Genomic DNA, 13,456 nt, shown 5'->3' with positions numbered 1-13,456 from the left:
TCCGCTTGCCGGTTTCGTTTTTTTTTACTTCACACGGTCCGCCTTCGGTAGAGCGAGACTTGCCTGTTCGCTCGGCTCGACGCCGGTTGTGGTGGTAGTGTCGATCGCCGGCTGGATGATCTTGCCTTGAGCGAACGTATCGCCCTTTTCGGCGGCCTGGCTGAACATCGCGGTGGCTGCAGCGGTATCGGCGGGCATGCCTTCGCCGCTCTCCAGCATCAGCCCGAGATTGACCATCGCATCGACATTGCCGCGATCGGCGGCCAGCTCGTAGAATTGTGCAGCCTTGCGGTTATCCTCCGGAATCTGCGTGCCTTCGTCCAGCATGACGGCGAGGTTGAAGGCGCCCAGATTGTCCTTGGCGACCGATGCCCGCTCGAACCATTGCGCGGCGCGTTCGCCATCGGCCAGCGTGCCGATGCCATCGCGATAGGCAACGCCCAGATTGTAGGCGGCAAGAATATTTCCGGCAGCAGCGGCCTTCTGGTAGAGCGCAAATTCAGTGGCATGGTCGCCGCGTTCGCCGATCATCACGGCATACGTCACCATGGCCGCCGCATGGTTGCCTTCGACCGCCTTTTCGAGCATCGCAATGGCTTGCCCGCGCTGGCCGGCGGCATGGAGCACGCGGGCAAGCTCAAAGGTCTGCCGCGGGCCGCTGCCTTGGTTGTAGGCCTCGCGGCAAGCCGAAAGGGCAATGCCGATGCGGATGTCTTCGTTCGCCACGGGACGAAAGGCCAGGTTGCGTTGCAGGTCGTGTTCGCTGCCGGCTTCCGCGTCGCATTGGTCAGCCGGTAGGAGTGCCGAGGCGGCGCGGGCAGGCGGGATCGCGATCGCTGCGACTGAAAGCAGGCTCACCACGGTAAGCAGGAGGGCGTTGATGGCTGAAATGCGCTTGCTGGGTCCTTTTTTCATGGCATTCTCCTTGGTGTTTGTGTCACCCTATTGCGCACGCCGGTCTGCGGCTGTTCCCCGGGAAACAGCGCCTGGAACCGCCGGGCAGGAGGATGGGGATCACGACGGGCAAGAGCGAAATCCGAGAGAGACGTGGGACGTCCCACTCGCAGAAACGGATTTTCGCCGGAAAACCGGGCGCTTGGACAAGGAGCAAGGACAATGACGCCAGACATTCAACTGCTGCGGCAAGGTCTGATCGGACGGCGGACATTCATCGCCGGCTGCGCGCTGGTCGCAGGTGGCCTTGCTGCCATACCGACCCAGGCAAGCACAGTGATCGGCAAGGCATCGGACGTGCGTGGCAAGGTCAATCTCAAGCGGGCGGAAAAGCAGGAGGGGTTGGCGACGGGCGGGCAGATCATGGACAATGATTTCGTCGCGACCGGCAGCGACAGTTTCGCCGACCTGGCGCTTGTCGGCGACACGCGCATCCTGCTCGGCAGCAAGACGGAGCTTCTGCTCGACAGTTTCATTGCCGGCCAGGGCGGCACGATGGAGCTCGGCATGGGGCAGATGGTGTTCGACCGGCCGGAAGGCCTGCCGAAGATCGATCTGGCGCTGCGCACCACGTTCGGCATGATCGGCGTGCGGGGCACGAAGTTTTTCGCAGGCCCCAATCGCGGTGTCTTTGCCGTTTTCGTCGAGCACGGTCAGGTGTCGGTCGATGCCGGCGGCGTCCAGCGGCTGGTCGGTGCCGGTGAAGGCATCGAGATCGCCAGGCCCGGCGATGCGCCGAACGAAACCGTGAAGTGGAAGGAAGCCCGGATCGTCGAAGCCTATGCGAGCGCCGGCCTGAAGCGCTGAGCCTATTCAGGCCTGGCTGGTGAACAGTTCCATTTCGCCAAAACCGCGGATTTCGTGCATGCCGACCGAGCGCAACGTGCGGCCACTCTGGACAGCGGCTTCCGGGCCGATACAGATGGCGGTGCCGAGAAACTTGTTGGCCTCCTGAAGCCGGGCTGCAAGATTGATGCAGTCGCCATGCGCCGTATAGTCCAGCTTGCCGCCGGCGCCGACCTCGCCAAGCACGGCGATCCCGGTCTCTATGCCAATCCGGGTGCGGCCGAACTGATGTTCGGCAAAACCCTGCCGCCGGCGCATTTCCTCCGTCAGAGCCCGGATCGCCTCGGCGCAGTCGATGGCCTTGTTGACATGGTCGGCCAGATCCTCCGGCGCATTGAAGAAGGCATGCACGGCGTCGCCCACCACCTTGTCGACCATGCCGCCATACTGCGCGACGAGACCGTTGACCTCGGCATAATAGATATCAAGCAGGGTCACGAGATCGCGGGGCGCCAATTTTTGCGACAGCGTCGAAAAGCCCTCGATATCGGTAAACAGCGCGGTTACCGGACGTTCTTCTCCTGCCGCCCGGTCGTCATCCGGATTGTCGATATAGCGGGCGACGACGGATTGCGGCAGGTATTGCGAGAACTTGCTGCGTGCGGTGGATTCCGCCCGCCGGACGCGGGCGAACTGTAGCGTGCTGGTGACGACAAGCACGAAGATCAAGGCAAGGCTGATACCGACGGCATCGACCAGCAAGGCGGAACCGGCATAGATGACTGCGGCTGCGCCGATCGTGGCCGAGATTGCCAGAAGGCCGAGGGCAACGGAGGTGACCGGCCGCAGACGCGTGGCGACAAAGGCCACCAATAGCCCGCCGATCAGGGCCAATGCCGCTTCGAACAGAGGAAGCCTTGCATGCCTTTCCGGGATGAAGCCGGTGAGCACCGCATTGGCGATATCGGCATGGATCTGCACCGATGGCTCGAGCGGCATGGAGGCGGTGGAGCGCAATCCGCCGAGATTGGGCAGGCTGCTGCCGATCAACACCGTCTTGTCCTTGAAGCGCGCGTCCGCAACGCCGCCGCTCAGCACATCGCCTGCCGACACTGTTCGCGCCTGAATGGCGACAATCGGGCTTGCGGCAAAACGGAGGCTGCCATCCTCATCCAGTTCGATCAACCGGCTCTCGAGCTTCACCCACGCGGGTTGTCCGCCGAGGATCGGCGTGTGCCCGCCCTCGGCCAGGCGCGCGGCTTCAAGCCCCAGTGCCGGATAGGCGTCGTTGCCGATGATCGAGAAGGCCTGGACACGGCGGATGCGGGCATCCTCGTCGCCGACCAGAAACGCGGCTGCTGCCGAATGCGACGCCGTCTGCAGGAAGCTGCAGGATGCTTCTGCGCCGTTGATGAACCAGAGATCGGGGATGGCGACCGGTTTGCGGACGGCAACCGGCGGCACGGGGCTTGGATGTTCAGGCCCGCCATCGGCGATCAGGAAACCGAGAATGACAGGCAGGCCGGAAATTGCCTGTGCCAGCGCGATATTGGATGGCTCGGCCGGATCGCAGGCCGTACTGAAGATGAAATCGACGGCGACAGCCTTGGCGCCTGCCTTGGATAGTCTTGACAAGAGATCGGCTGTCTCCGTTCGGCCCCAGCTTTTGTCCGGCGCCTGCTGCATCGCTTTGCGATCGACATCAATGACGACGATCTCTGCGGATTGCGGTGCAGGGACCCATTGGGTGAGGGAATCGAAAAACTGTTCCCGCTGCGTTTCAAGCACGGGTCCGCCGTAGAAGAACAGCAGCAATGCGCCGAGAAGGCTCGCCGCCGCGCCCGCAAAAAGCGGCCTGATCCTGGACAGGCGGAAACTTTTCAAGGGTTATTCCTCTTCCGGTTCCGCGATCTTCTGCAGGCGGCCGATATGGCAGGTGATGACGCCGTCGAGCCGCTTGATCGCAGCGCTTTCCTCCAGCGCCAGAATGGCCCGGTTCACCTTGGGCCGGCTGGCGCCAAGTATGCCGGCAATGTCGGATTGGTTGAGAGTGATGCGCAGATTGGCGCTTTCGGGCAGGTCTGTGCCGTGGATCTGCTTCAGTGTGGCCAGGAAGAAGCGCGCCACGCGGGCATGCAGATCGTAAAGCGCGATGGTTTCCAGCCGGTCCGTCGTATCGCGCAGTTGCAGGCAGAGATAGCGGATGATCGAAGCGGCGGCATTCGGTGTATGGGTGATGAAATCGAGGAAGGCTTTCTTGCTGATGACATAGCCTTCGGTCGCCGTGATTGCGGTCGCGTCGGCGGAGCGGGGCTGGTTATCGAGGATAGCCATTTCGCCGAAAAGCGCGCCTGCCTCGATATGGCGCAGCAGCAATTCGCGGCCCTGCGGCGTGATCAGCGACAGCTTGATGCGGCCGGACAGGACGGCAATCATGTAATTGCCTTCATCGCCACGCTGGAAAATCACCGTTCCGGGGGTCCATTTGCGGTAGGTCGCAAGTGCTGCGATCGCAGAAAGCGTCTCCTTGTCGAATTCCTCGAAAATCGGAAAGGAACGCCAGAAGGCGGGACTTTTGTTGACTTCACTCATACTGCATCCCCGTCCGCGTAATCACTGCGACCCCGTTGGAATTCTTCTCGCAGTCTTCCCGGTGTTGCAACAAAAAACACTGCAAAACCGGGAATGCCGCGCATCTGAAGTTAATGTTCAGTCAGAATAGATGATGCCCTCTACAGTACGCGTCTGTCTCATCTCGCCCGGTTGACGATCTGCATGGATCGTCTACTTATTGTGAACGATCTGTCTCCTGCCGGTGGGCTGGATGAATTTGGAATTGCTGATAAATCTGTCGCCAACAACGAACCCAAACCGGAGTTACTTCCAATGCAGCAGAATGCAGTCCTCCTCGTCGCACGTATCCTCCTGTCTATCCTCTTCATCATTGCCGGCTACGGCAAGCTGACCGGACTCGGCGGCACCGCCGGCTATTTCGGCAGCATGGGCCTGCCGCTGCCGATGGTCACGGCAATCATCGTCACCGCTGTCGAATTGCTCGGCGGCCTCGCCATCCTCCTTGGCCTCTTCACCCGCCCGGCCGCCTACATCCTGGCACTCTTCTGCGTTGCCACGGCATTTATCGGCCATGGCGATTTCTCGGTTGCCGGCAACGACATCCACTTCATGAAGAACCTTGCCATGGCAGGCGGCTTCCTGTTTGTCGCCACCTTCGGTGCCGGTGCCCTCTCGGTTGATGCCAAGCGCGCCTGATTGCTGATTGTTTGATAAGGAAAAGCCCGCCGATTGAAAAAATCGGCGGGCTTTTCGTGTCTATCGTTGAAGGCCGTCAGGGATGGATGACGCCCTTGCGCAGGATGACATTGCCATAGAGCCGCGGCTCGCTGGTCTGGATGACGGTATGCGCAGCGCGGACCCTCGGATAGAATTCCGGCCCGAGAAGCGGCGTGACCGCGCGCTCCGGTTCGTATTTTGCGCAGCAGGCGATGATGTCCCTGTGCACCGGGTCGAGGGCATCGCGATCCTGCTTCACGGTGGCGCGAAAGATCGCTTCAGGCACGAAATCGTCGATCGGCAAGATGCTCAAAATCGCATCGAGAGCCGGGATCAGATGATGCCCGTCAAGCCGGATCAATCGGCGGCCGTGTTCCTGCCCGGGATAATTGCCATCGACCAGAGCAATTTCGTCGCCATGGCCCATGGCGCGCAAGGTGCTTAAAAGCTCGGGGCTTAAAAGCGGGTTCAGGCCTTTCAGCATCAGGCAGTTTCCTTGAAAAGAACATTGGTGTCGATGAGATAACGGGAAAACAACGGCAGGCTGGCACCACCGATGGCGCGCGCCTGGGCGCCCACGGCGCCCTCGATAATCTCAGGCAGGATGACGCCTTCGAGATCGAGTTCGCCGGCCGCCTTGCGGATCGCCACGACAATACGTTCGCGCACCCAGCCGGGAAATCCGCCGTCGATCACGGCCGCACCGAAATCGATGATCGAGGCGGAAGAGACGATGGCCTGGGCAAGGGCTGTGGCTGTCAGCTGGATCCAGGTTTCCAGCGGCTCGCCGAAATCGATCCATTCATCGGCTGAATACCACAGGGGCTTCGGGTCGATGCCTTTCTCGCGCAGCAGATTTTCAAGCACGAAGATCGAGGCGATTTTCAACAATTGCTGCGGCTTGCCGTTTTTGTCGGAAACCTGCAGCGGCCCGACGGCGCCCGCGGTCCCAGTGCGGCCGGAATACAGCGCCGAATTCAGGACAATGCCGCCGCCGATGAACGAGCCGATATAGAAATAGATGAAGTCCGGATAGGAAGAACCGACCCCGAAGATGAGTTCGGCGCCGCAGGCGCTGGTGGCGTCGTTTTGCATCAGCACGGGATGGTGGGTTCGCGCCGCCACCTCGTCGCGCAGGTCAAAGCCGCGCCAACTGTTCATTGCCTCATGCGGAGCGCCGGTCTCTTCGGCCCAGCTCCACAGCTGAAAGGGGGTGGCGATACCGACGCCGGCAATGCGCGCGCGCTGCTCCCCGGTCAGCATCTTTTCGAGTTTCGGTATGCCCTCGACGATGAACGACAGGATGTCATCGGGCATCGGATAGGCATGGGTCTGATGCAGTTGCAGGCGGATATTGCCGACGAAATCCATCAGCACGAGGTCGCAGCTGCGCCGGCCGATCTTTACGCCGTAGGAATAGACTGCATCCGGGTTGAGCCGCATCGGGATAGACGGCTGGCCGACGCGGCCGCGTACTGGCTCGCCGCGGATCAGCAGATTGTCCTTCTCAAGCGCTCGCATGATAACAGTAACAGTTTGCGCCGACAGGCCGGAACGCCGGGCAATATCGGCTTTCGACAGGCTGCCGTGACGGCGCACCAGCGACATCACCAGCCGCTCGTTATAGGCGCGCACACGGGTGAGATTGGCGCCGCCGCCGGGATCGAAGACGTCCGGAACGGTCGACGCACCGCCGGAACCGGCTTGTGAAATCATTGCCCGTTACCTCCCTAAAGCGCGATCTCCTATCCGGATTGGGTTGTTCCGGACTGGCCTCCTGATCGCGCCTTCATTCTGTTTCTTGTGTGTGCACTGCAACAACAAAAAGCGAGTGCACATTTTCTGCGCAGAGAATGGCACAGATTTTTAATAATTCAATTTGATTTATTTATTGACAGCATTTCGTTTTGATGTTTGTTTTGTATCTGGAAGCGCCACCCGCGGCAGAGGAGATGTTGTGGTGGGCGAAGCCTGACGGGCCGGTTCGCCGGTGCCATTTTTCAATCCTTGGGAGGATTTCATGAAGAAGACTATTGTTTCCGCCGCTCTTGGCGCGTTGGCGCTCGGCGTCGTATTTTCAGCCCCTGCCCAGGCCGCCGGTGTTTCGGCCTGCCTGATCACCAAGACCGATACCAACCCCTTCTTCGTCAAGATGAAGGAGGGCGCCGAAGCCAAAGCAAAGGAACTCGGCGTTGATCTGAAGTCCTATGCCGGCAAGGTCGACGGTGACCATGACAGCCAGGTTGCTGCGATCGAATCCTGCATCGCCGATGGCGCCAAGGGTATCCTGATTGCCGCTTCCGACACCAAGGCGATCGTTGATCAGGTCAAGAAGGCGCAGGACGCCGGTCTTCTGGTGATCGCGCTCGACACACCGCTCGATCCGGCCACCGCTGCCGACGCGACCTTTGCGACGGACAACCTGCAGGCTGGCAAGCTGATCGGCGCCTGGGCCGCCGCGACCCTCGGTGACAAGGCCAAGGATGCCAAGATCGGCTTCCTCGATCTCGTTCCGTCGCAGCCGACTGTCGACGTTCTGCGCGACCAGGGCTTCATGATCGGCTTCGGCATCGATCCGAAGGATCCGGCGAAGATCGGCGACGAAGACGATGCGCGCATCGTCGGCCATGACGTGACCAACGGCAATGAAGAAGGCGGCCGCACCGCCATGGAAAACCTTCTCCAGAAGGATCCGGACATCAACGTCATCCACACGATCAACGAACCGGCCGCAGTTGGCGCCTATGAAGCGCTGAAGGCCGTCGGCAAGGAAAAGGACGTCCTGATCGTTTCCGTTGACGGCGGTTGCCCCGGCGTGAAGTCGGTGGCTGAAGGCGTTATCGGCGCGACATCGCAGCAATATCCGCTGCTGATGGCCTCGCTCGGCATCGAAGCGATTGCCCAGTATGCCAAGGACGGCACCAAGCCGAAGCCAACCGAAGGCAAGGACTTCTTCGACACCGGCGTTGCTCTCGTCACCGACAAGCCTGCCAAGGGCGTCGAGTCGATCGACGTCAAGGCCGGCACGGACAAGTGCTGGGGTTGATGCTCTAGGGCTTTCAGCACAGAATGAATATGGAAGGGCGGTTTCAGGGCCGCCCTTTTCAACAACCGGTTGGTAGGCCGGGCTCTTGGGAGGGAGGCGTTGTCATGACAAGCGTCCAGGAATTCGAAAAAACACTCGATCAAAGCGACAAGTCGGTCGCTTCATTCGAAGATCGTTCGCCGCTGCGGCGCATTCAGCATTTTCTGCATTCGACACCGGCCGCCATTCCGGCGATCGTGCTGATATTTTCCATTATCGTGTTCGGCGTCCTGAAAGGTGAGCGGTTCTTTACGGCCGGCACCTTGACGTTGATCCTGCAGCAGATCGCCGTCGTCGGTATTCTCGGCGCGGCACAGACGCTGATCATCCTGACGGCGGGTATCGACCTGTCGATCGGCGTGATCATGGTGCTTTCGGCGGTGGTCATGGGCAATTGCGCCGTGACCTACGGCCTGCCGGCACCGCTGGCCATTCTGGCGGGTTTCGTCACCGGTACCGTCTGCGGCATGACCAACGGTTTCCTGGTCTCACGAATGAAGTTACCGCCCTTCATCGTCACGCTGGGCACCTGGAACATCATCGCGGCGATCAACTATATCTATTCGGCCAACGAGACCATTCGCCGTGCCGATATCGAAACCGCTGCACCCCTGCTGGGTCTGTTCGGTGCCAGCTTCAAGCTCGGTTCGGCCGTCTTCACGCTGGGCGTGATCATGATGGTGATCACCGTGGTGGCACTCTGGTATGCGCTCAACCACACCGCCTGGGGACGCCACGTCTATGCGGTCGGTGACGATCCGGAAGCGGCGGAACTGTCGGGTATCCGGGTCAAGGGCGTGCTTCTCGGCGTCTACGGCCTTGCCGGGGCCATCGCAGCTCTTGCTGCCTGGGTCTCGATTGGCCGCAACGGCTCGATCTCGCCGTCCTGGGCGGTCACGGATTACAATCTGCAGGCCATTACGGCAGCGGTGATCGGCGGCATCTCGCTGTTCGGCGGACGCGGCTCGATCCTTGGCACTCTCTTCGGCGCTCTGATCGTCGGCGTGGTGTCGATGGGCCTCAACATGCTCGGCGCCGATCCGCAGTGGAAAGTCCTGTTGACCGGTGTCCTCATCATTACGGCTGTCGGCGTCGACCAGTGGATCAGAAAGGTAGCAGGCTGATGGAACCTCTTCTCACCGCACCCCTCTTGACGGCAAGGGGTATCGTCAAGCGCTATGGCCGCGTCACCGCGCTGGACCAGTCCGATTTCGACCTCTATCCCGGCGAAATCCTCGCCGTCATCGGCGACAACGGCGCCGGAAAATCCTCGCTGATCAAGGCGATCTCGGGGGCTGTCCATCCGGACGAGGGCGAAATCCGGCTTGATGGCAAGGTCGTCAACTTCCGGTCTCCGCTGGAGGCACGCGAAGCCGGCATCGAAACCGTCTACCAGAACCTGGCGCTTTCGCCGGCGCTGTCGATCGCCGACAACATGTTCCTCGGCCGCGAGATCCGCAAATCCGGGCCGATGGGGTCGATCTTCCGCATGCTCGACAGGCCGAAGATGGCCAAGATCGCCCGCGACAAGCTTTCCGAGCTTGGGCTGATGACGATCCAGAACATCAACCAGGCGGTGGAGACGCTGTCCGGCGGCCAGCGTCAGGGCGTTGCGGTTGCACGGGCTGCGGCCTTCGGCTCCAAGATGATCATTCTTGACGAGCCGACGGCAGCCCTCGGGGTCAAGGAATCGCGCAAGGTTCTCGAACTCATCCTCGACGTACGCTCCCGCGGCCTGCCGATCGTGCTGATCTCGCACAACATGCCGCATGTGTTCGAGGTGGCCGACCGCATCCATATCCATCGGCTTGGAAAGCGCCTCTGCGTTATCAATCCGAAGGACTATACGATGTCGGATGCCGTCGCCTTCATGACCGGCGCCAAGGTGCCGCCTGAGGCCGCCGCCGCATGACCATGACGCTTGCCGCCATCGCGGATAGCATTGTCGAAAAGGCGGGCACGTCGCCCCGCTTCATCGTCGCCATTGCCGGCCCCCCGGGGGCCGGCAAGTCCACGCTTGCCGATGCGCTGCAGGAAGAGTTGACGCGCCGCGGCGAAAAGTCCGCCGTGCTGCCGATGGACGGATTTCACATGGACAACGGCATTCTCGAAGAGCGTGGTCTGTTGAAACGCAAGGGCGCGCCGGAGACTTTCGACGTCCGCGCCTTCATCGATATCGTTTCGGCGGTGCGCAGGACGGACCAGGAGGTTCTCGTCCCGGTATTTGACCGCTCCCGCGAAATCGCCATCGCGTCGGCCAGGCCGGTATCGCCTGAAACACGGATCATTCTGGCGGAGGGCAATTACCTGTTGCTCGACGAGGCACCCTGGTCGCGGCTCGACGGCATGTTCGATCTGTCGATCTTCGTCGGCCCACCTTATGCGGTTCTGGAAGATCGGCTGCGGCAGCGCTGGGTCCACTATGGGCTGGATGCTGCCGGCATCGAATGGAAGCTCTACGGAAACGATCTGCCCAACGGCAAACGGATCATCGACAATTCGCGTGCCGCCGATATCGCCATCGAGTTTTTCGAAACGGCCTGATGCCGGGCAATCGATCATTGTTTTCCGCCACACAATGATGCTATCGGAGCCTTCGGTCAGCGCAGGCTCCGAGCCCCCTATTGCCGGAAGCTGTCCGCGAAAAGATTGCGTCTGGAGAATCCGTCATGAGCCCACAGCCCGTCACCGAACTGACGATCCGCCGTCCCGACGATTGGCATCTGCATCTGCGCGATGGCGGCATGCTCAAGGGCGTCATCGGCGATACCAGCCGCCACTTCGCCCGCGCCATCATCATGCCCAATCTCGTGCCGCCGGTGGTGACCACCGCCGATGCGACTGCCTATCGCGAACGCATCATGGCCGCATTGCCGACGGGCGATCGTTTCGAGCCGCTGATGACGCTGTATCTCACCGAAGGTACCAACCCGGACGACGTCGAAGCCGGTCATGCCAGCGGCCTGATCAAGGCGGTCAAACTTTATCCGGCCGGTGCCACGACCAATTCGCATGGCGGCGTGCGCAACTTCGAAAACGCCATGCCGGTGCTGGAGCGCATGGCCAGGATCGGCCTGCCGCTCTGCGTCCACGGCGAGGTGACGACGCCCGAAGTCGATATCTTTGATCGCGAAGCCGTTTTCATCGAAACAGTGCTGGAGCCGTTGCGCGCCCGCCTGCCAGAATTGAAGGTGACGATGGAGCATGTCACCACCAAGGACGGCATCGACTACATCAAGGCTTCAAAGAGCCATCTGGCCGGTTCGATTACCACCCATCACCTGATCATCAACCGCAACGCCATCCTGGTCGGCGGCATCCGCCCGCATTATTACTGCCTGCCGGTTGCCAAGCGCGAACTGCATCGCCTGGCGCTGCGGGCCGCAGCCATATCCGGCGACGGCCGCTTCTTCCTCGGCACCGATTCAGCCCCGCATGTCGATCCATTGAAGGAATGCGCCTGCGGCTGCGCCGGCATCTACACCTCGATCAACACCTTGAGCTGCCTTGCCCACGTGTTCGAGCAGGAGAATGCGCTGGACAAGCTGGAGGCCTTCACCTCGGTGAATGGCCCGGCCTGGTACGGTCTGCCGGTCAACGAGGAAACGATCACGCTGCGCAAGCAGGCGGAGGCCGTCACATTTCCGGAAAAGATCGAGACGGAGGCAGGCACGGTCACGGTATTTGATCCGATGTTCCCGTTGCATTGGCAAGTGGTCTGAGCGATCCGGCTTGATAGCGAAGAAAACTTCGCTTAACACTGTCGCTGGCCGGATGTGGCCAGCCGCCCCGCAGTGCCTTGGCACGATGGTGAATGCATCCAGCTAAAACCTTTCTCATCCTTGCCTTTGGCGTTGATGGCGAACGGGTCAGCAGAGCGGGCACTGATCGTCCTGTTTGCCGCCACACAGAGGATGAACCATGCGCGATTTTCGCGATGCGAAACTGATGGCAAAGGTGCTCAGACAGGCCTTTGTTGATCGCGATACCAGTCTTTCCCACAGCGAAGCCCTTGAAATCGTCGCCGGCCAGTTCGGCTACGACCAATGGAATATTCTGTCGGCGAAGATCGACTCGGCAGACAAGGCGCAGCAAAAGCAGGACGGTCATGTCGGCATCAAACCGCCGATCCCGATCTTCCGCATCTTCGACGTCGCCAAGGCGATGGAGTTCTATTGCGGCTTCTTAGGCTTCACGCTCGATTGGGAGCATCGGTTCGGCGACAATTTCCCGCTCTATTGCCAGGTCACCCGGGAAGACATGATCCTGCATCTGAGCGAACATGCCGGCGACGCAAGCCCCGGCGCCCGCGCCTTCGTCCGTGTCGAGGATGCGGCAGCATTGCAGGCGGAACTGGCGGGCAAGAACTATCGTTACATGAAGCCGGGCGTGAAAAAGGCGCCTTGGGGGCTGGAGGTCGAGGTGATCGATCCCTTCAACAACCGCATTACCTTCTGCCAGCAACAGGGCGAGAACCAGAACGATTGATTTCGGCGGCGCCCTCCACCTCTGGCATTGCGCGGCCTGACCTGCTATGCGGCGGGGGATAAAAATCCCGAGCTGCAGGAGCCCCGCCGATGATCCAGACATCCTTTCCCGACAAGGCCGTGATGGCCGGACTCGTCGCCAAGATGCTCTGGGAAATCAAGGCGGTGCATTTCAGTGCCGACAAGCCCTACAAGCTGGCGTCCGGCATGGCGAGCCCGGTCTATATCGATTGCCGCAAGCTGATCTCCTATCCGCGCATCCGCTCGGCAGTGATGGATTTTGCCGCAGCCACCGTGCTGCGCGAAGCCGGTTTCGAGCAGTTCGACGTCATCGCCGGGGGCGAAACGGCGGGCATTCCGTTTGCGGCGATGCTGGCCGAACGCCTGGCGCTGCCGATGATCTATGTCCGCAAGGCCCCGAAGGGCCACGGCCGCAATGCCCAGATCGAAGGCCATATGCCGGAAGGCGCCCGCGTTCTCGTCATCGAGGATCTGACGACGGCCGGCGGCTCGATGTTCAAGTTCATCGACGCCATCCGCGCCGCGGGCGGCGTGGTCGATCACGGTATTGCCCTGTTCTACTACGATATCTTCCCGCAGGCTCGCGGCGAGATGCAGGACAAGGGCGTCACCCTGCACAATATCGCCACCTGGCGCGATGTGCTTGATGTCGCCAAGAAGCAGAAATTGTTCGACGAAAAGACCCTGTCCGAGGTCGAGGCTTTCCTCAACGCACCGCTCGAATGGTCCGGCCGCAACGGGGGCGTCAGCGAGCTTCCGGCAGCCTGAAAACGGCGCTGGAATTTTGGCGCGGTTTGGCTTAAATCGATTGAAATAAATTACTGAAGGGGAG

14 protein-coding genes are annotated in these 13,456 nt (G+C 61.0%); 9 read left to right on the top strand and 5 right to left on the bottom strand.

What is annotated here, in order from left to right:
* Window positions 1-24 precede the first annotated feature (24 nt).
* Window positions 25-915, bottom strand: coding sequence for a tetratricopeptide repeat protein (locus tag ACP7E0_RS07760; RefSeq protein WP_426124059.1), 891 nt, complete (start codon window positions 913-915; stop codon window positions 25-27).
* A gap of 222 nt (window positions 916-1,137) precedes the next feature.
* Here ACP7E0_RS07760 and ACP7E0_RS07755 point away from each other — a divergent pair, with 222 nt between their 5' ends.
* Complete coding sequence (locus tag ACP7E0_RS07755) at window positions 1,138-1,761, top strand: FecR family protein (protein WP_426124136.1); 624 nt, start codon at window positions 1,138-1,140, stop codon at window positions 1,759-1,761.
* Window positions 1,762-1,767: 6 nt separating this feature from the next.
* On the opposite strand, the gene ACP7E0_RS07750 is transcribed toward ACP7E0_RS07755, so the two are convergent.
* Entirely contained in the window at window positions 1,768-3,624 is a 1,857-nt protein-coding gene (locus ACP7E0_RS07750; RefSeq protein WP_426124058.1) for a CHASE2 domain-containing protein, read from the bottom strand.
* Window positions 3,625-3,627: 3 nt separating this feature from the next.
* Window positions 3,628-4,332, bottom strand: coding sequence for a Crp/Fnr family transcriptional regulator (locus ACP7E0_RS07745; RefSeq protein WP_426124057.1), 705 nt, complete (start codon window positions 4,330-4,332; stop codon window positions 3,628-3,630).
* A gap of 294 nt (window positions 4,333-4,626) precedes the next feature.
* Here ACP7E0_RS07745 and ACP7E0_RS07740 point away from each other — a divergent pair, with 294 nt between their 5' ends.
* Entirely contained in the window at window positions 4,627-5,010 is a 384-nt protein-coding gene (locus ACP7E0_RS07740; protein WP_113313749.1) for a DoxX family protein, read from the top strand.
* Between the two features lie 76 nt (window positions 5,011-5,086).
* Here ACP7E0_RS07740 and ACP7E0_RS07735 read toward each other — a convergent pair whose 3' ends face one another.
* A complete protein-coding gene (locus tag ACP7E0_RS07735; protein WP_426124055.1) occupies window positions 5,087-5,515 on the bottom strand; it encodes an RbsD/FucU family protein in 429 nt (142 codons plus the stop codon).
* Window positions 5,515-6,747 carry an ROK family transcriptional regulator gene (locus ACP7E0_RS07730; RefSeq protein ID WP_426124054.1) on the bottom strand — a complete coding sequence of 411 codons (1,233 nt, stop codon included), beginning with the start codon at window positions 6,745-6,747 and terminating at the stop codon, window positions 5,515-5,517. The genes ACP7E0_RS07735 and ACP7E0_RS07730 overlap by 1 nt, the downstream gene beginning before the upstream one ends.
* 304 nt (window positions 6,748-7,051) lie before the next feature.
* On the opposite strand from ACP7E0_RS07730, the gene ACP7E0_RS07725 reads away from it, so the two are divergent.
* The 7 genes from ACP7E0_RS07725 (at window position 7,052) to ACP7E0_RS07695 (ending at window position 13,392) form a co-directional block, all read left to right on the top strand.
* Window positions 7,052-8,077: a sugar ABC transporter substrate-binding protein gene (locus ACP7E0_RS07725; protein WP_426124052.1), complete on the top strand. Its 1,026-nt coding sequence runs from the start codon at window positions 7,052-7,054 to the stop codon at window positions 8,075-8,077.
* A 104-nt stretch (window positions 8,078-8,181) separates the two neighbouring features.
* Window positions 8,182-9,240, top strand: a complete 1,059-nt coding sequence (locus tag ACP7E0_RS07720) for an ABC transporter permease (RefSeq protein WP_426124050.1) — start codon at window positions 8,182-8,184, stop codon at window positions 9,238-9,240.
* A complete protein-coding gene (locus ACP7E0_RS07715) occupies window positions 9,240-10,028 on the top strand; it encodes an ATP-binding cassette domain-containing protein (RefSeq protein WP_426124048.1) in 789 nt (262 codons plus the stop codon). Before ACP7E0_RS07720 ends, ACP7E0_RS07715 begins: the two co-directional genes overlap by 1 nt.
* Window positions 10,029-10,030: 2 nt before the next feature.
* Complete coding sequence (locus ACP7E0_RS07710; protein ID WP_426124135.1) at window positions 10,031-10,660, top strand: nucleoside triphosphate hydrolase; 630 nt, start codon at window positions 10,031-10,033, stop codon at window positions 10,658-10,660.
* Window positions 10,661-10,785: 125 nt separating this feature from the next.
* The gene (gene pyrC / locus ACP7E0_RS07705; protein WP_426124047.1) at window positions 10,786-11,838 is read left to right on the top strand and encodes a dihydroorotase; all 1,053 of its coding nucleotides are present in this window, start codon (window positions 10,786-10,788) and stop codon (window positions 11,836-11,838) included.
* Window positions 11,839-12,037: 199 nt separating this feature from the next.
* A complete protein-coding gene (locus ACP7E0_RS07700; protein WP_426124046.1) occupies window positions 12,038-12,604 on the top strand; it encodes a glyoxalase superfamily protein in 567 nt (188 codons plus the stop codon).
* Window positions 12,605-12,693: 89 nt separating this feature from the next.
* Window positions 12,694-13,392 (top strand): orotate phosphoribosyltransferase, encoded by a 699-nt coding sequence (locus tag ACP7E0_RS07695; RefSeq protein ID WP_426124045.1) that lies wholly within the window; start codon window positions 12,694-12,696, stop codon window positions 13,390-13,392.
* The last annotated feature ends 64 nt before the right edge of the window (window positions 13,393-13,456 follow it).

The sequence above is a fragment of the Pararhizobium sp. PWRC1-1 genome, from assembly GCF_049897905.1.
In the GTDB taxonomy this organism is placed as follows: Bacteria; Pseudomonadota; Alphaproteobacteria; order Rhizobiales; family Rhizobiaceae; genus Pararhizobium.
This window is presented reverse-complemented; position numbering and strand designations above follow the sequence as displayed.

Excerpts from the sequence above, each read along its gene's own strand:
- ACP7E0_RS07725 (WP_426124052.1), top strand. The coding sequence starts at position 7,052 with ATGAAGAAGACTATTGTTTCCGCCGCTCTTGGCGCGTTGGCGCTCGGC.
- ACP7E0_RS07745 (WP_426124057.1), bottom strand. The coding sequence starts at position 4,332 with ATGAGTGAAGTCAACAAAAGTCCCGCCTTCTGGCGTTCCTTTCCGATT.
- ACP7E0_RS07700 (WP_426124046.1), top strand. The coding sequence starts at position 12,038 with ATGCGCGATTTTCGCGATGCGAAACTGATGGCAAAGGTGCTCAGACAG.
- ACP7E0_RS07740 (WP_113313749.1), top strand. The coding sequence starts at position 4,627 with ATGCAGCAGAATGCAGTCCTCCTCGTCGCACGTATCCTCCTGTCTATC.
- ACP7E0_RS07735 (WP_426124055.1), bottom strand. The coding sequence starts at position 5,515 with ATGCTGAAAGGCCTGAACCCGCTTTTAAGCCCCGAGCTTTTAAGCACC.
- ACP7E0_RS07720 (WP_426124050.1), top strand. The coding sequence starts at position 8,182 with ATGACAAGCGTCCAGGAATTCGAAAAAACACTCGATCAAAGCGACAAG.
- pyrC (WP_426124047.1), top strand. The coding sequence starts at position 10,786 with ATGAGCCCACAGCCCGTCACCGAACTGACGATCCGCCGTCCCGACGAT.
- ACP7E0_RS07695 (WP_426124045.1), top strand. The coding sequence starts at position 12,694 with ATGATCCAGACATCCTTTCCCGACAAGGCCGTGATGGCCGGACTCGTC.
- ACP7E0_RS07710 (WP_426124135.1), top strand. The coding sequence starts at position 10,031 with ATGACGCTTGCCGCCATCGCGGATAGCATTGTCGAAAAGGCGGGCACG.
- ACP7E0_RS07730 (WP_426124054.1), bottom strand. The coding sequence starts at position 6,747 with ATGATTTCACAAGCCGGTTCCGGCGGTGCGTCGACCGTTCCGGACGTC.
- ACP7E0_RS07760 (WP_426124059.1), bottom strand. The coding sequence starts at position 915 with ATGAAAAAAGGACCCAGCAAGCGCATTTCAGCCATCAACGCCCTCCTG.
- ACP7E0_RS07715 (WP_426124048.1), top strand. The coding sequence starts at position 9,240 with ATGGAACCTCTTCTCACCGCACCCCTCTTGACGGCAAGGGGTATCGTC.